The sequence below is a fragment of the Burkholderia sp. BDU5 genome (assembly GCF_001522845.1).
GTDB classification, from domain to species: Bacteria; Pseudomonadota; Gammaproteobacteria; order Burkholderiales; family Burkholderiaceae; genus Burkholderia; species Burkholderia mayonis.
Map to the genome: position 1 here is coordinate 1 of NZ_LOWC01000164.1, position 15167 is coordinate 15167.

Here is a 15167-nt window from a genome sequence, read left to right on the forward strand (position 1 = left end):
TCCGCTTGCGTCAGGCGCTTCTCCTGCCAGTCCGTGTAGACCTCTTCGAATCTCATCTTCCGGGTTTCCTGTAACCACCGTGCCCGGCTTACGGGTGGCTTCATGCCGCACCCAAAAACCGGACAGATTACGTGCTACAGACCCGGACAATTCATTTGCTCGCGACACAAGATGCGGCCCGCGCTTGCCACTCATTTTATTTTGTTGTTATAATTCCCGGTTTCTGAGCCTGTCATACGCATTGATACGCATTGCGTGGCGTCGCCAAGCATCGTTTCGCAGTCAAGCGTGCCGGCCGGCCTCGGTTAAACCGACGTTTTTTTGCGCTCCCGGGCAATCGCTCCCGGGAGTCGAATCGAAAAGCAGCGCTTGGCCGTCAGGCTCCAAGCTCTGGAAACAGGACAGGATAAGGAACCGTCATGGCTAACTCCGCACAAGCACGCAAGCGCGCCCGCCAGGCAGCGAAGGCAAACTCGCACAACTCGGCGCTGCGCTCGAAATTCCGCACCGCGATCAAGGCCGTCCGCAAGGCGATCGACGCTGGCGATCACGCCAAGGCCGCCGAAGTCTTCAAGGCCTCGACGAAGACGATCGACACGATTGCCGACAAGAAGATTGTTCACAAGAACAAGGCCGCTCGCCACAAGAGCCGCCTCGCCGCAGCCGTCAAGGGCCTGCAAGCGCAAGCTGCGCAGTAAATCCGGCGCGCCCGCGAAGCGGGCGCCCTGTTTCCTCTGCGATCGACAAAAAAGCCCGCTTCATGCGGGCTTTTTTGCTGGGTCTTCGGGGGACATTTCGACGGCCATCTCTCGACGCCTCCTTTCGATGCCTCAATTGTCGGCTTTGCCGGGCTGCCGCCCGAGCGATCCGATGCCACCGCCTCATCGCGTCACTTCTGCGCCCTGTCGTAATCAGGCAGTTCGCACGCCTCGGTGACGACGAGGTTGTTGTCCTTCGCGAAATTCATCACGAAATCGAATGCCATCGGCTCGATGTCGCGCAGCCGGGCATCGACGATCACGCATTTGAGGTCGCCGAGCAGCGTCGGCCGCACGTAGCGCGAATACTGAAGGCGGGCATTGGGCCCACTCGCTCCCGGGCCGTAGCACGACATCACGCCAGCCAGGCGTTCGGACCAATCGCTCGGCCGAAACTTCTTCCCATCTTTCGTGATGCCCTGAATGAAATATTCGGTCGGGAGAGTTTCAGCCATGAGGGTACCCAAGTGACGGCCCAGCAGTGCGCAGGCGAAGCTTCGCCTGCGTACTTCGAACACAATGGAAGCGGTTTCGCGGCGGCCCGCGACGAGCCCGCCTGAACGAGCGTTCCGGCTTGCGGCGCATCGCGCGCAGGCAAGCCGCCGCCCTCGCCGATTGTGTCCCGCAGACCAAGCATGAACCTTGCCCGCCGGGCTTGAGAAAACTTCGAAATTATACCGCAGCGCGCCATCGCGCGTCGTGTCGAACGCATGCCGGAAACCGGAAGCGCACCGTCCCGCGCGGCGGGCGGCGACGGCGCGCGGCAGCGGCTCGTCAAAGCGGAAAAAATCCTTTATGCTGCATCGAGTTATCACATCCGACGGCGGCGCCGTCCGGCGCGTTCTCCGCCGGGTGAGTCCGCCGCGTTTCGTTTCATGATCGCCAAAACCATTCGTCACTACCTGCAGTTCAAGGATTTCTCGCTGGAAGACTACGAGTACGTGCTCGAACGCACGGGTATCCTGAAGCGCAAATTCAAGAACTACGAGACCTATCACCCGCTGCACGACCGCACGCTCGCGATGATCTTCGAGAAGAGTTCGACACGTACGCGCCTGTCGTTCGAAGCCGGGATCTTCCAGTTGGGCGGCCATGCCGTGTTCATGAGCACGCGCGACACGCAGCTCGGCCGCGGCGAGCCCGTCGAGGATTCGGCGCAGGTGATCTCGCGAATGGTCGACATCATCATGATCCGCACGTTCGAGCAGGACATCATCCAGCGCTTCGCCGAGAATTCGCGCGTGCCGGTAATCAATGGTCTGACGAACGAATACCACCCGTGCCAGGTGCTCGCCGACATCTTCACGTATTACGAACACCGCGGCCCGATCCGCGGCAAGACGGTTGCGTGGATCGGCGATGCGAACAACATGCTGTACACGTGGATTCAGGCCGCGCGCATCCTCGACTTCAAGCTGCGCCTGTCGACGCCGCCCGGCTATACGCTCGACGCGAAGCTCGTCGATCCGGAAAGCACGCCGTTCTATCAGGTGTTCGACGATCCGAACGAAGCGTGCAAGGGCGCGGATCTCGTCACGACCGACGTCTGGACGAGCATGGGCTTCGAAGCGGAGAACGAAGCGCGCAAGCAGGCGTTCGCCGACTGGTGCGTCGACGGGGAGATGATGTCGCACGCGAATCCCGACGCGCTCTTCATGCACTGCCTGCCCGCGCACCGCGGCGAGGAAGTGACGGCGGGCGTGATCGACGGGCCGCAGAGCGTCGTGTGGGACGAGGCGGAAAACCGCCTGCACGTGCAGAAGGCGCTGATGGAGTTCCTGCTGCTCGGGCGGTTGAATCACTGACGCGGGAGCTCGCACCGCCGCCGCGACGGCGCATCGAGCGCCGACACACCCTTCTTCGTCGCCACGAAAAACCTCGCTGGTTCGCAGCGAGGTTTTTTTATTGCCGATGCGCGCGCGTCCGCGCTCCGCCTACAGGCACACCGGCTCCGCCTCCAGTTCGACGCCGAAACGCTCCAGCACGTCGCGCTGAATTGCGCGCGCGAGCGCGAGCACATCGGCGCCTGTCGCGCCGCCCCGATTGACGAGCACGAGCGCCTGCCGCTCGTGGACGGCCGCCGCGCCGAGCGTCCGCCCCTTCCACCCGCAGCGGTCGATGAGCCAGCCGGCCGCAAGCTTCACGCGGCCGTCCGGCTGCGAATACGACACGACGTCCGGCTCCCGCGCGCGCAGCGCGGCGAACGCATGCGCGTCGATCACCGGATTCTTGAAGAAGCTGCCAGCGTTGCCGAGCTCGAGCGGATCGGGCAGCTTCGCGCGCCGGATCGCGACGACTGCGTCGAACGCGTCGCGCGCACTCGCTCGGCTCGCGTCGATCCCGCGCGCGGCAAGCTCGCGCGCGACGTCCGCGTAGCCGAGCCGCGGCGTCCACGCCTTCGGCAAGCGAAACGTCACCGCCACGATCGCGAAACGGCCACGCCCTTCCCGCTTGAAGAAGCTGTCGCGATAGCCGAATGCACAGCGCTGCGCATCGAATTCGACGATCTCGCCCGTCGCGAGCTCGACCGCGCGCAGCGACGCGAAATGTTCCTTCATCTCGATCCCGTACGCGCCGATGTTCTGGATCGGAGCCGCGCCGACCGTGCCTGGAATCAGCGCGAGGTTCTCGAGCCCCGGCATCCCTTTTGCGAGCGTCCATTCGACGAACGCATGCCAGTTCTCGCCGCCGCCCGCCTCGACGTACCACGCGCCGTCGTCTTCGCGCACGAGCGCGCGACCGCGGATTTCGTCGAGCAGCACGAGGCCGTCGAAGTCGCCCGTGAACACGACATTGCTGCCGCCGCCGAGCACGAGCGTGTCGAGCCCCGCGACGCGTGGATCGCCCGCGAGCGACGCGAACTGCTCGGGCGAGCCGATCCGCGCCGCGACGCGCGCGCGCACGTCGAAGCCGAACGTGTTGTGCGCACGCAGCGGATAGTCGGGAATCAATCGGATGGAAGAATCGGGACGGAACATCGGCATTCGCGGTTGCGCCGGCGCGCGGTCAAGCCTGCGGCCTTGGGCAAATGTAGGGGCGCCGGTAAAATGGCGGTCAGCCCGCAATTATAGCGAGTGACCGCGCGCAGGCCGCGCGCGGCACGCTCTACAGGAGAATGCCATGCCATCGTTCGACGTCGTTTCCGAAGCGAACATGATCGAAGTGAAAAATGCAGTCGAGCAATCGAACAAGGAAATTTCCACCCGCTTCGACTTCAAAGGCTCCGACGCGCGCGTCGAGCAGAAGGAGCGCGAGCTCACGCTCTACGCCGACGATGAATTCAAGCTCGGCCAGGTCAAGGACGTGCTCATCGGCAAGTTGGCGAAGCGCAACGTCGACGTGCGCTTCCTCGACTACGGCAAGATCGAGAAGATCGGCGGCGACAAGGTGAAGCAGGTTGCGACGATCAAGAAAGGCGTGTCGGGTGACCTCGCGAAAAAGGTCGTGCGCATCGTGAAGGACAGCAAGATCAAGGTGCAGGCGAGCATCCAGGGCGATGCGGTGCGCGTGTCCGGCGCGAAGCGCGACGATCTGCAAAGCGTGATCGCGCTGCTGCGCAAGGAAGTGACCGACACGCCGCTCGACTTCAACAACTTCCGCGACTGAAACCGGACGAGCCGCTCGCCGGTCGTATCGTAGCGGGCGGCTTCAGGTCGGGCGCGCCAGTCGCGGCGCGACAAGTCGTCGAAGGTCGATTCGCCGTGCGCCGCGCACCGTATCGCGTGGAGCGGATGCGTCGTTCGCGGCGTGACGGTCGGCTGAATAAGCGGACGCACCGTTCGCCAAGCGGCAAATCGTCGAGATTAAGCGCGTCTTCGTTGCACGCGCCGCAGCGGCTTGCGTGATTTATGCGCGAGCACAACGGACTCCGGAACACGCGGTGCGCCTTGCATCTGCGCTCGTTCGCGTGCCGCTTGCGCTAACTGCAGCATCAACGTTTGAGGATGCGATCGACGCCCGAATCGCGTGCGCCGCCGATGCAAAACCGGCCTTCCCGCTCCGATCGAACACATCTCGATGCGCGACGGCACCGCGACGCGCATCGTATCCGCGTGTCCCGAACGAAACCAAACGAAATCGGGCGAATCCGCCCAGATTACACGCCGGTCTTCTTCTGCCCGATCCGGCTTTCCTCGCCTGCAATGAGCTTCGAAATGTTCGAGCGATGCCGCCAGATCAACAGCACGCTCATCGCAAGCACCGCCCACGCGACGGGATTGTTGCGCGTGCCGAACAGAAACACGTCGAAAACCGGCGCAAACACGGCGGCGACGAGCGCCGCAAGCGACGAATAGCGGAAGAAGAACGCGACGATGACCCAGGTCAGCGCGGTCGCGAGGCCGAGCACCGGATGCACGGCAAGCAGCACGCCCGCCGCGGTCGCGACGCCCTTGCCGCCCTGGAAGCGGAAGAAAACCGGATACAGGTGGCCGAGGAACACGGCGGTCGCCGACAGTGCGACGCCGATCTCGCCGCCGATGCCGAAGCGCCTGACGAGCCAAACCGCAAGCCAGCCCTTGAACGCGTCGCCGACGAGCGTGAGAATCGCCGCCTTCTTGTTGCCGCTGCGCAGCACGTTGGTCGCGCCGGGATTCTTCGAGCCATACGAGCGGGGGTCGGCGAGCCCCATCGCGGCGCTGACGACGACGGCAAACGACACCGATCCGATCAGATAGGCGGCGACGGTAGCGAGCAGGATCTGCATGCGAAGGACTCTTGTTTCAACGTATAGGTTGGATGGGCGGCCTCGGTCGCGAGGTCGCGGCGGCGCTCATTCTACCGAACCGGCGCGGCACGCCATGCGGGTGAAACCCTCAGTCGACGATTGCGCACTGCACGGGCCGTGCATCCAGGAGCGTCGTCAGCGCCGCGGGCGCGAGGCTCACGAGGTAGCCGCGCCGGCCGCCGTTCAGGTAGATCGACGGCAAGTCGAGGATCGTCGATTCGACGTAGACGGGCATCGCCTTCTTCGTGCCGAACGGCGACGTGCCGCCGACGAGGTAGCCCGAATGCCGGTTCGCGACCTCGGGCTTGCACGGCTCGACGCGCTTCGCGCCGATCTGCCGCGCGAGGTTCTTCGTCGACACCGTGCGATCGCCGTGCATCAGGATGATGAGCGGCTTCGCGCGCTCGTCTTCCATCACGAGCGTCTTGACGACGGCGTGCTCGTCGACGCCCAGTTGCCGCGCCGATTCGGACGTGCCGCCGTGGTCGACGTAATCGTAGACGTGCTCGCCGAACGCGACGCTGTGGCGGCGCAGGAACTGCGTCGCAGGCGTTTCGGAAATGTGTTTGGATTTGCTCATGTGCGCATTTTAATTGCAGGCGGCGCACGGGACTATTGTCCGAATGGCAGATTGTCCGCGCGGCCGCCGCGTGGCACGATCGTCGGCACACGGTCGGCAACGGCGCGACGTCGCGCTCGCGCCGACCATACGGAGACGCCATGACAACCCATTTTTCCGCTGGCGCGGCGATCGACGTCGACGCGCTGATCGCCGCGTTGCCGTCGCGGATCGCGGCACTGCCCGCGCGCATCGCCGAACGCATGCCCGATCACGTCGCGCTGATCGAGGACGCGCGCCGGCTCACGTACGCGCAGCTCGCGCATGCGATCGACGCGGCCGCCGACCGGCTGCGAAGCCTCGGCGTGCAAGGCGGCGACCGCGTGATGATCGTCGCGGAGAACAGTGTCGCGCAGCTCGTGCTGCTGTTCGCCACGACGCGGCTCGCAGCATGGGCGATCGTGTCGAACGCGCGCCTTGCGGCGGCCGAGCTCGATGCGATCGCCGCGCATGCGCAGCCGCGCCTGATTGCGTTCGTCACCGGCACGTCGCCCGACGCGTGCGCGCATGCCGAACGGTGCAGCGCGCAGCAGGCCGCGCCGTTCGAGCTCGACATCGGCGCGTGGTCCTACACGCTCGACGCGAGCGTGCGCGCGGAACCGGTCGAAGCGGACGGCGCACGCCAGTGCGCGGCGCTCATCTATACGACGGGCACGACCGGCACGCCGAAGGGCGTGATGCTGTCGCACCGCAACCTGCTGTTCGTCGCGGCGGTGTCGAGCACGCAGCGGCGCGTCGCGCCGACCGACGTGGTCTACACGGTGCTGCCTGTGTCGCACGTCTACGGGCTCGCGTCGGTATGCCTCGGCAGCCTCTACGCGGGCGCAACGCTCAAGCTCGTGCCCCGCTTTTCGCCGGAGGCGCTGCGCCGCGCGCTCGCCGACGAGCGCGTAACCCTCTTCCAGGGCGTGCCGGCCATGCACGCGAAACTGCTCGAGCATCTCCGCGCGCACGGACACGCGTGGCACGCACCGCATCTGCGCTTCGTCTATTCGGGCGGCTCGCCGCTCGACGCCGATCTGAAAGCGCGCGTCGAACGCGTCTACGGCCTGCCGCTGCACAACGGCTACGGGATGACCGAGAGCAGCCCGACGATCACGCAAACGCCGATCGACGCGCCGCGCGCCGACTGCTCGGTCGGCATGCCGATTCCGGGCGTCGCCGTCCGCTTCCGCACGGCGAACGGCGCCGACGTCGCGCCGGGCGAAGTCGGTGAGCTGTGGGTGCGCGGACCGAACGTGATGCTCGGCTACTACCGCAATCCGGAAGGCACGCGCGCGGCCGTCACGGCGGACGGCTGGCTGAAGACAGGCGACCTCGCGCGCGCGGCCGACGACGGCGCGGTGACGATAGCCGGCCGCAGCAAGGAACTCATCATTCGCTCGGGCTTCAACGTCTATCCGTCCGAAGTCGAACAGGCGCTGAACGCGCATCCGGACGTCGTGCAGTCGGCCGTGATCGGGCGCGCGGTCGAAGGCAACGAGGAGGTGATCGCGTTCGTCGAGCTCGCGCCGAATGCAGCCGCAACCGAAGACGATCTGAAGGACTGGTGCGCGGGCCGGCTCACCCCGTACAAGCGCCCCGCGCAGATCCGCGCGCTTGCCGCGCTGCCAGCCGCGTCGACGGGCAAGGTGCTCAAGCACAGGCTGCGCGAGATGCTGTGACGTGGCGCGGCTCGCACGCCGGCGTCCGACGCACACGGAGAGCGGATGCCGGAAGGACGAAGATGTTCCGCAAACGACCGATACCCGAATGATCGATGCGTGAAGGATCGATCATCCGCACTCGACGCGAACCGCGCCGCGGGCAGCCGCGCGACGCCCGCGCGGCGGATGCGCGAGTCGCGCGCGCGACGAATGGGCGCAAGGTCGCCGCAGGCGTCACCCGCGCGGATGATGCGCCGCATGCAGCGTCTTCAGCCGCTCGCGCGCGACGTGCGTGTAGATCTGCGTCGTCGAGATGTCGCTGTGGCCGAGCAGCAGTTGCACGACCCGCAGGTCCGCGCCGTGGTTCAGCAGATGCGTCGCGAACGCGTGCCGCAGCGTATGCGGCGACAGATGTGCGCGGACGTCCGCCTGCTGCGCGTGGCGCTTGATGATGTTCCAGAACTGCTGGCGCGTCATCCCGTCGCCGCGCGCGGTGACGAAGAGCGGATCGGCTGCGCGCGCGCCGAGAAGCGCGGGCCGCCCGTCGCGCAGGTAGCGCTCGATCCAGCCGTGCGCGACTTCGCCGAACGGCACGAGCCGCTCCTTCGAACCCTTGCCCGTCACGCGCACGACGCCTTCGTTCAACCCGACCTCGACCGACTTCAGCGTGACGAGCTCGCTCACGCGCAGCCCGCTCGCGTACATCAATTCGAGCATCGTCCGGTCGCGCAGGCCGAGCGGTGTATCGACGTCGGGGGCGGCAAGCAATGCCTCGACCTGCGCCTCGGACAGCGTCGACGGAAACCGCGGCGCCTGTTTCGCCGATGCGATCCTGAGCGTCGGGTCGGCGGCGGCGCGATGCTCGCGCAGCGCCCAGCCGTAATAGCGGCGAAACACCGACAGCCGGCGATTCGACGACGTCGCCTTGCCGTCGCTGCGCGCGGCGATGTAGCCCGTCAGCATCGCCTCGCTCGCCTGATCGACGTTCGCCTCATGCTGCGCGGCGAGCCATTGCGCGAACAGTTGCAGGTCGCGCCGGTACGCGTCGAGCGTGTTGCGCGACAGCCCGTGCTCGAGCCACATCGCATCGCAGAACAGATCGATCGACGTGCGGCTGTCGACCCATGCGGGCGACGCGGCCAGCTCGTCGGACGGACGATCGGACGACGGCGCGTGCGCACGCTCGGGCTCGACGATCGCCACGGGGGCCGCGGGGGCACCTGCTGCGCGCGCCATCAGTACTGCACGCCCTCGTGCGCAAGCAGCCAGCGCTTGACCTTGAGGAAGTAGCCGTCGTCGTCGTGGTTCGCGAAGCCGCCGATCCCGCCCGACGCGACGACGCGATGACACGGAATCACGAGCGGAAAATAGTTCGAGCCGCACGCCTGGCCGACCGCGCGCGGCGCGCTGCCGATCTGCTTCGCGATCTGCCCGTAGGTCAGCACGACGCCGGGCGGAATCGCGCTGATCGCGTTCCACACGCGATGCTGGAACGGCGTGCCGACTGCCGCGAGCGGCAGGTCGAAACGCGCGGACGCACGCTCGAAATAGCGCTCGATCTGGCGCGCGGCCCGCTTCGCGAGCGTCGTGTCCGGCGCGACGCTCTTCATCGATTCGGGCAGATAGACGATCTCGCGCACGACCGACGCATCGGTGCGGATACCCATCTTGCCGAATGGCGCATCGATTACTGCGTTGAACATCGTTGTCTCCTGAAAGGGGCTCGCCCGCGACGTGCGCCGGCCGCCCGCCAAACCGTCACTTTACGCCGCCTTCACGCAGCGCGCAGCGCCCACTCGACGTGCTCGCGCACGAGCTCGGACGAATCGTCCGCACGCGCGCGCAACGCCGCGACGATCGCCGCGCGCGCGACGGGCTCGACGCTGCCGGGCGCCGTGCGCAGCGCGTTGCCGAGGCCGACCGCGAGATTGCGCAGCCAGCGCTCGTGACCGATCCGGCGAATCGCGCTGCCTTGCATCCGCTCGTCGAATTGCTCGGCAGTCCATGCGAACAGTTCGACGAGCGACGCGCGATCGAGCCCGTGCCGCACGTCGAAGTCGGCCACGGGCGCCGCCTGCGCGAACTTGTTCCACGGGCAGACGAGCTGGCAGTCGTCGCAGCCGTACACGCGATTGCCGACGAGCGGCCGCAGCGGCTCGGGAATGCTGCCGTGTAATTCAATCGTCAGATAGGAGATGCAGCGCCGCGCGTCGACGCGATACGGCGCGACGATCGCGCCGGTCGGGCACGCGCCGATGCAGCGCGTGCAGCTGCCGCAATGCGCGCCGGACGTCTCGGGCGCGGCGGCGGGCGACGTCTGCGCGTCGGTCGGCAGCGGCACGTCGACGTAGATTTCGCCGAGAAAAAAGAACGAGCCCGCGTCGCGCTGCAAGAGCAGCGTGTGCTTGCCGCGCCAGCCGACGCCCGCCTTCTGCGCGAGCTCGACTTCAAGTACCGGCGCGGAATCGGTGAACACGCGATAGCCGAATGCGCCGATCTCGGCTTCGATCCGCTCGGCGAGCGTCTGCAACCGGTGGCGCAATACCTTGTGATAGTCGCGGCCGCGCGCGTAGACGGACACGACGGCCGCCTGCGGATCGGCGATGCGCGCCGCCTCGCGCGCGCGCCAGTCGCGCGGCGCGGCGCTCGAATCGGGTGCGTCGCCGAGCGTCGCGGCGGGCAGATAGGCGAGCCGCGCGGAGATCACGCGTCGCGTGCCGGCCACAAGTTCGGCCGGCCGCGCACGTTTCATCCCATGTTTGGCCATATAATCCATCTCGCCGTGGCATCCGGCTTCCAGCCAGGCGGCGAGCCCCGCTTCGGCATCCGAGAGATCGGTATCGCTGATGCCGATCGCCCCGAAACCCAATTCGCGCCCCCACGCCTTGATGCGCGACGCGAGCCCGGCGAGCTTCGCATCGTCGAGGCGAGACGGCGCGGCGCGCCCGTCCTGCGAGGGGCGCGCATCTGCGACTGCGAGTTCCGGAATTCGGTCCATCGCTCTATTTTACGAGAATGTCCGAGCAGCCTAGCCACGCGCATGCCGCGCCCTTCCCGCCCGCTCCGATCGCCGAGCGCACGCTCGCGCTCGCCGACGAGGCGGCGACGATCGCGTTCGGCGAGCGCTTCGCGCACGCGCTCGACGCGGTGCGCGGCGAGCGCGCCGCCGCGCACGCGTTCGACGGCCTGCAAATCCAGCTTTACGGCGATCTCGGCGCAGGCAAGACGACGCTCGTGCGCGCGATGCTGCGCGGCCTCGGCCACGCGGGCCGCGTGAAGAGCCCGACCTACGCGCTCGTCGAGCCATACGCACTCGCGCGTTCCGATGGGGAACTCGAGGTCTATCACTTCGATCTGTACCGTTTTAGCGATCCGGCCGAATGGGCCGACGCAGGCTTTCGCGAGTATTTCAATTCCGGCGCGATCTGCGTCGTCGAATGGCCGCAGCGGGCGGGCGCGCTCCTTGGCGTGCCGGATCTCGTGTTCTCGCTCGACGTGGACGGCGAAGGCCGGCTCCTCACCGCCCGAGCGTACAGCGCATCAGGAAAGGCATGTCTCGAAAGATGTTGATCAAACCGTTCCGCTCGATCGAATCGGCGGCCACCGCGACCCATAACTGGCGACGCCGGCAGATCCTGCGCGCCGGCGCGTCGACGCTCGTGCTCGGGCTCGCGCTGCCGCGCCTCGCGCACGCGTCGTCGGTGCTCGGCGTGCGCGTGTGGCCCGCGCGCGACTACACGCGCGTGACGATCGAATCCGACCAGCCGCTGCAGAACTCGCAGCAGTTGCTGCAAAGACCGGACCGGCTCGTCGTCGATCTGAACGGTCTCGATCTCGACCAGGCGCTGCGCGACCTCGTGTCGAAGATCACGCCGAACGATCCGCAGATCCAGTCGGTGCGGGTCGGCCAGTATCAGCCGCACGTCGTGCGGATGGTGTTCGACCTGAAAGGCTCGGTGAAGCCGCAGGTGTTCACGCTGCCGCCCGTCGGCACCTATCGCTACCGGCTCGTGTTCGACCTGTATCCGGCCGTCGCGCCCGATCCGCTGTCCGACCTGATCGCGCAGACCGAGCGCAAGGAACAGCAGCTGAACGACACGATGCGCGCGCAGCAGGCGCAGCCGCCGACGGCCGCGCTCAACGGCCCGGCCGCCGCGCCGCCCGCCGCGGCCGACAACAGCGACGCATTCTTCCAGCGCTTTGCGCAGAACAATCCGCCGCCCGCGCACGCCGCGCGCCCGGCGCCGGGCGCGCCTGCCAATCCGCCCATCGCGCAGACGCCGCCTGCCGCGCCGTCGCGGCCCGCGGTCAAGCCGCCGCCCGTCATCGCGCGCAAGAACGACGACGAATCCGGCGATGCCGACACCTACGCGTTCTCCGCGCCGAAATCCGGCCGCGGCACCGTGCGCCTCCTCACCGTCGCGATCGATCCGGGCCACGGCGGCGAGGATCCGGGTGCGATCGGCGGCGGCGGCACGTACGAGAAGCACGTCGCGCTCGACATCGCGAAGAAGCTGCGCGCGAAGATCGACGCCGCGCCGAACATGCGCGCGATGATGACGCGCGACGCCGACTTCTTCGTGCCGCTCAACGTGCGCGTGCAGAAGGCGCGGCGCGTCGGCGCGGATCTGTTCGTGTCGATCCACGCGGACGCGTTCACGACGCCGTCGGCGCGCGGCTCGTCGGTGTTCGCGCTGTCGGACCACGGCGCGTCGAGCGCGGCCGCGCGCTGGCTCGCGAACAAGGAGAACTCGTCGGACCAGATCGGCGGGATCAACATCAAGACGCAGGACGTCTCGGTGAACCGCGCGCTTTTCGACATGTCGACGACCGCGCAGATCCGCGATTCGCTGCGCTACGGCGGCTACGTGCTGAAGGAAGTCGGCGGCATCAACAAGCTGCACAAGGGCTCGGTCGAGCAGGCGGGGTTCGCGGTGCTGAAGGCGCCCGACATTCCGTCGATCCTCGTCGAAACCGCGTTCATCAGCAATCCGGACGAGGAGCGCCGGCTGAACGACGACGCGTACCGCGACCAGATGGCCGATGCGATCTTCCGCGGAATCAAGCGCTATTTCGCGGCCAATCCACCGCTCGCGAAGAGCCGGATGACCTGACGCGCCCGGTCTGGCGCGGCGGCGTCCCGCGCCGCCGCGCGCGGGGACGCTCGAGCCCGCCGATTCGTCCCGCGCGCCTTCGCGATAGTCCCTTCGCGATAGTCCCTTCGTCAAATTGCGCGCTGTACCGCGTCTCGCAACCCGATCTTCCCGGCGGTGCGCACCGCTTCGGCACGCCCGCCTTAGCCGTCTCGCCCCAGCCTTCGTCGATCGCGGTCGCCGCGCGCGAATTCCGCGACTGGCCGATCAGCACGTCCGCCGCACGATCCGGCGCCGCGCATCGCGCCGAGTACCTCGTTGCCATGCGCCTTTTCGCCGCCGGAATCCCGCGGCGCGATCACGACGCCGCGGCGAAGAACCGCCGCGCGAGTCGGTCGCCGAACACGTTGACCGCGAGCCCTGCCATCACGAGCGCCGCGCCCGCGAGCTGCGCATGCGTCAACTGCTCGCCGAGCAGCAGCGACGACGACGCGAGGCCGACGATCGGCACGAGCAGCGAGAACGGCGCGACCTGCCCGGCCGGATAACGCGACAGCAGGCGGCTCCACAGCCCGTAGCCGAGCAGCGTCGCGACGAACGCGAGATAGACGACCGCGAAGACCGACGCGCCCGACAGCGACGTCAGCGCGGCCCCGATCCGCTGCGGCCCCTCGAAGCAATACGACAGCACGAAGAACGGCACGGGCGGCACGAGGCTCGCCCAGACGACGAGCGACACGAGATCGACCTTGCCGAGCTTCTTCGTCACGACGTTGCCGAGCGCCCACAGCGCGGCGGCGCCGAGCGTCAGCAGAAAGCCCGCGAGCGTCATGCCGCGACCGCCCTGCACGGCGATCACGACGAGCCCGGCCGCCGCGATCGCGAGGCCCGCGAGATTCTGCGCGCGCAAGCGCTCGCCGAGGACGAGCATCGCGAAGAACAGCGTGAAGAACGCCTGCGACTGCAGCACGAGCGAAGCAAGTCCGGCCGGCATGCCGACGTGCATCGCGGAAAACAGGAACACGAACTGGCCGAGCAGGATCGTCGACCCGTACAGCGCGAGGAGACGCCACGGAATCTGCGGGCGGCGCACGAAGAACACTGCGGGCACCGACGCGAGCAGGAAGCGCAGCCCGCCGAGCAGCATCGGCGGCACGCCGTGCAGCCCGACCTTGATCACGACGAAGTTCACGCCCCACGCCAGGATCACCACCAGCGCCAGCAGCAAGTCTCTCGGGGCCATCGTCGTCTCCATGTTTTTTGCGCGAGCCGTCGAGTCTACCGGCGTTCCGTCAAGCCTGCAGACAGCCGCGCGCGTCCCGAGCGCATCCGCCGCGAGCGCCGCTACGCCGTTACAATGGTTCGCATTCCGCCGCACGAACGCCCCGAACGCCGCCCGCCATGACCGACTCGATCAAAGCCATCCTGAAGCCGCACGTCCGCGACATCGGCAACCTGACCGTGCGCCGCACGCTGCCCGCGCTCGCCGCGCGCACCGTCGGCCCGTTCATCTTCTTCGATCACATGGGCCCCGCCGAGCAGCCCGCGGGCGCGGGCCTCGACGTGCGCCCGCATCCGCACATCGGCCTCGCGACCGTCACCTATCTGTTCGACGGCGCGATCATGCATCGCGACAGCCTCGGCTCCGTGCGAAAAATCGTGCCGGGCGACGTCAACTGGATGACGGCCGGACGCGGGATCGTCCATTCGGAGCGCACGCCGGACGAGGCGCGCGCGAGCGGGCAGACGGTGCACGGGATCCAGACCTGGGTCGCGCTGCCGCTCGCGCACGAAACGCGCGAGCCGTCGTTCGAGCACCACGCGGCCGCGACGCTGCCGAAACTCGAGCGCGACGGCGTCGTGATGACGGTGATCGCGGGCGACGCGTTCGGCGTGCGCTCGCCCGTCACGACGTTTTCGCGCACACTGTACGTCGCCGCCGTGTTCGCGGCAGGCGGCGCACTCGCGCTCGATGCCGAGCACGAAGAGCGCGCGGTCTATCTCGTCGACGGCGACCTGACCGTCGACGGCACGCCGCTCGAAACCGCCCAGATGGCGATGCTCGCGCCGGGCACGCGGGTTGCGCTCGCAAGCGCCGGCGGCGCGCGCGCGATGCTGCTCGGCGGCGACAAGCTCGACGGCGAGCGCTTCATCGAATGGAATTTCGTCGCGAGCTCGCGCGGCGCGATCGAGCGCGCGAAGCGCGCGTGGGCGGCGCAGGAGATGGGGACGGTACCCGGCGAAACCGACTGGATTCCGTTGCCCGAGCGCCGCGCGCATTGAAAAAAAGGCCGCGCACCCTCATTGTGCATTCATCCAATACTG

Annotated in this window: 16 protein-coding genes; 7 read left to right on the plus strand and 9 right to left on the minus strand. The window is 67.5% G+C overall.

Translation table 11 applies throughout. The features are described from left to right. Positions 1 to 195, minus strand: a 195-nt coding sequence (locus tag WS69_RS35160) for a hypothetical protein (protein WP_231747232.1), incomplete at its 3' end; no start/stop codon positions are given. Positions 196 to 419: 224 nt separating this feature from the next. On the opposite strand from WS69_RS35160, the gene rpsT reads away from it, so the two are divergent. Next, entirely contained in the window at positions 420 to 698 is a 279-nt protein-coding gene (gene rpsT, locus WS69_RS26610) for a 30S ribosomal protein S20 (RefSeq protein ID WP_059473639.1), read from the plus strand. Between the two features lie 191 nt (positions 699 to 889). Here rpsT and WS69_RS26615 read toward each other — a convergent pair whose 3' ends face one another. Continuing rightward, positions 890 to 1213, minus strand: coding sequence for a DUF3579 domain-containing protein (locus tag WS69_RS26615; RefSeq protein ID WP_059473640.1), 324 nt, complete (start codon positions 1211 to 1213; stop codon positions 890 to 892). Between the two features lie 420 nt (positions 1214 to 1633). Here WS69_RS26615 and argF point away from each other — a divergent pair, with 420 nt between their 5' ends. Further along, entirely contained in the window at positions 1634 to 2563 is a 930-nt protein-coding gene (gene argF / locus WS69_RS26620) for an ornithine carbamoyltransferase (protein WP_059473685.1), read from the plus strand. A 129-nt stretch (positions 2564 to 2692) separates the two neighbouring features. Here the strand turns inward: argF and murB are convergent, their stop codons facing one another. Beyond that, positions 2693 to 3742 (minus strand): UDP-N-acetylmuramate dehydrogenase, encoded by a 1050-nt coding sequence (gene murB / locus WS69_RS26625; protein ID WP_059473641.1) that lies wholly within the window; start codon positions 3740 to 3742, stop codon positions 2693 to 2695. Positions 3743 to 3878: 136 nt separating this feature from the next. Here murB and WS69_RS26630 point away from each other — a divergent pair, with 136 nt between their 5' ends. Then, on the plus strand, positions 3879 to 4364 hold the full coding sequence (locus tag WS69_RS26630; protein ID WP_059473642.1) for a YajQ family cyclic di-GMP-binding protein: 486 nt from the start codon (positions 3879 to 3881) through the stop codon (positions 4362 to 4364). Positions 4365 to 4854: 490 nt separating this feature from the next. On the opposite strand, the gene plsY is transcribed toward WS69_RS26630, so the two are convergent. Both plsY and ybaK read right to left on the minus strand, forming a co-directional pair. Further along, entirely contained in the window at positions 4855 to 5463 is a 609-nt protein-coding gene (plsY, locus tag WS69_RS26635) for a glycerol-3-phosphate 1-O-acyltransferase PlsY (protein ID WP_059473643.1), read from the minus strand. Positions 5464 to 5572: 109 nt separating this feature from the next. Beyond that, on the minus strand, positions 5573 to 6064 hold the full coding sequence (ybaK, locus tag WS69_RS26640) for a Cys-tRNA(Pro) deacylase (protein WP_059473644.1): 492 nt from the start codon (positions 6062 to 6064) through the stop codon (positions 5573 to 5575). Positions 6065 to 6204: 140 nt separating this feature from the next. Here ybaK and WS69_RS26645 point away from each other — a divergent pair, with 140 nt between their 5' ends. Next, positions 6205 to 7767: a class I adenylate-forming enzyme family protein gene (locus WS69_RS26645; protein ID WP_059473686.1), complete on the plus strand. Its 1563-nt coding sequence runs from the start codon at positions 6205 to 6207 to the stop codon at positions 7765 to 7767. 216 nt (positions 7768 to 7983) lie between these two features. On the opposite strand, the gene xerD is transcribed toward WS69_RS26645, so the two are convergent. The 3 genes from xerD to queG all read right to left on the minus strand — a co-directional run bounded on the left by xerD (position 7984) and on the right by queG (position 10747). Then, a complete protein-coding gene (xerD, locus tag WS69_RS26650) occupies positions 7984 to 8985 on the minus strand; it encodes a site-specific tyrosine recombinase XerD (RefSeq protein ID WP_059473645.1) in 1002 nt (333 codons plus the stop codon). Continuing rightward, positions 8985 to 9452 (minus strand): methylated-DNA--[protein]-cysteine S-methyltransferase, encoded by a 468-nt coding sequence (locus WS69_RS26655; protein WP_059473646.1) that lies wholly within the window; start codon positions 9450 to 9452, stop codon positions 8985 to 8987. The genes xerD and WS69_RS26655 overlap by 1 nt, the downstream gene beginning before the upstream one ends. Positions 9453 to 9523: 71 nt before the next feature. Beyond that, a complete protein-coding gene (gene queG / locus WS69_RS26660; RefSeq protein WP_059473647.1) occupies positions 9524 to 10747 on the minus strand; it encodes a tRNA epoxyqueuosine(34) reductase QueG in 1224 nt (407 codons plus the stop codon). 17 nt (positions 10748 to 10764) lie between these two features. On the opposite strand from queG, the gene tsaE reads away from it, so the two are divergent. After that, positions 10765 to 11319, plus strand: a complete 555-nt coding sequence (gene tsaE, locus WS69_RS26665; protein WP_059473648.1) for a tRNA (adenosine(37)-N6)-threonylcarbamoyltransferase complex ATPase subunit type 1 TsaE — start codon at positions 10765 to 10767, stop codon at positions 11317 to 11319. Next, a complete protein-coding gene (locus WS69_RS26670) occupies positions 11301 to 12863 on the plus strand; it encodes an N-acetylmuramoyl-L-alanine amidase (protein ID WP_059473649.1) in 1563 nt (520 codons plus the stop codon). Before tsaE ends, WS69_RS26670 begins: the two co-directional genes overlap by 19 nt. 337 nt (positions 12864 to 13200) lie before the next feature. On the opposite strand, the gene WS69_RS26675 is transcribed toward WS69_RS26670, so the two are convergent. Further along, positions 13201 to 14085 carry an EamA family transporter gene (locus tag WS69_RS26675; RefSeq protein ID WP_059473687.1) on the minus strand — a complete coding sequence of 295 codons (885 nt, stop codon included), beginning with the start codon at positions 14083 to 14085 and terminating at the stop codon, positions 13201 to 13203. A 158-nt stretch (positions 14086 to 14243) separates the two neighbouring features. Between WS69_RS26675 and WS69_RS26680 the strand changes: the two genes are divergently transcribed. Continuing rightward, positions 14244 to 15125 (plus strand): pirin family protein, encoded by an 882-nt coding sequence (locus WS69_RS26680; RefSeq protein ID WP_059473650.1) that lies wholly within the window; start codon positions 14244 to 14246, stop codon positions 15123 to 15125. The last annotated feature ends 42 nt before the right edge of the window (positions 15126 to 15167 follow it).

Coding starts and splice junctions, on each gene's coding strand:
- WS69_RS26615 (WP_059473640.1), bottom strand. CDS start 1,213: ATGGCTGAAACTCTCCCGACCGAATATTTCATTCAGGGCATCACGAAA.
- WS69_RS26680 (WP_059473650.1), top strand. CDS start 14,244: ATGACCGACTCGATCAAAGCCATCCTGAAGCCGCACGTCCGCGACATC.
- queG (WP_059473647.1), bottom strand. CDS start 10,747: ATGGACCGAATTCCGGAACTCGCAGTCGCAGATGCGCGCCCCTCGCAG.
- WS69_RS26630 (WP_059473642.1), top strand. CDS start 3,879: ATGCCATCGTTCGACGTCGTTTCCGAAGCGAACATGATCGAAGTGAAA.
- tsaE (WP_059473648.1), top strand. CDS start 10,765: ATGTCCGAGCAGCCTAGCCACGCGCATGCCGCGCCCTTCCCGCCCGCT.
- ybaK (WP_059473644.1), bottom strand. CDS start 6,064: ATGAGCAAATCCAAACACATTTCCGAAACGCCTGCGACGCAGTTCCTG.
- murB (WP_059473641.1), bottom strand. CDS start 3,742: ATGCCGATGTTCCGTCCCGATTCTTCCATCCGATTGATTCCCGACTAT.
- xerD (WP_059473645.1), bottom strand. CDS start 8,985: ATGGCGCGCGCAGCAGGTGCCCCCGCGGCCCCCGTGGCGATCGTCGAG.
- WS69_RS26675 (WP_059473687.1), bottom strand. CDS start 14,085: ATGGCCCCGAGAGACTTGCTGCTGGCGCTGGTGGTGATCCTGGCGTGG.
- argF (WP_059473685.1), top strand. CDS start 1,634: ATGATCGCCAAAACCATTCGTCACTACCTGCAGTTCAAGGATTTCTCG.
- WS69_RS26645 (WP_059473686.1), top strand. CDS start 6,205: ATGACAACCCATTTTTCCGCTGGCGCGGCGATCGACGTCGACGCGCTG.
- WS69_RS26655 (WP_059473646.1), bottom strand. CDS start 9,452: ATGTTCAACGCAGTAATCGATGCGCCATTCGGCAAGATGGGTATCCGC.
- rpsT (WP_059473639.1), top strand. CDS start 420: ATGGCTAACTCCGCACAAGCACGCAAGCGCGCCCGCCAGGCAGCGAAG.
- plsY (WP_059473643.1), bottom strand. CDS start 5,463: ATGCAGATCCTGCTCGCTACCGTCGCCGCCTATCTGATCGGATCGGTG.
- WS69_RS26670 (WP_059473649.1), top strand. CDS start 11,301: ATGTCTCGAAAGATGTTGATCAAACCGTTCCGCTCGATCGAATCGGCG.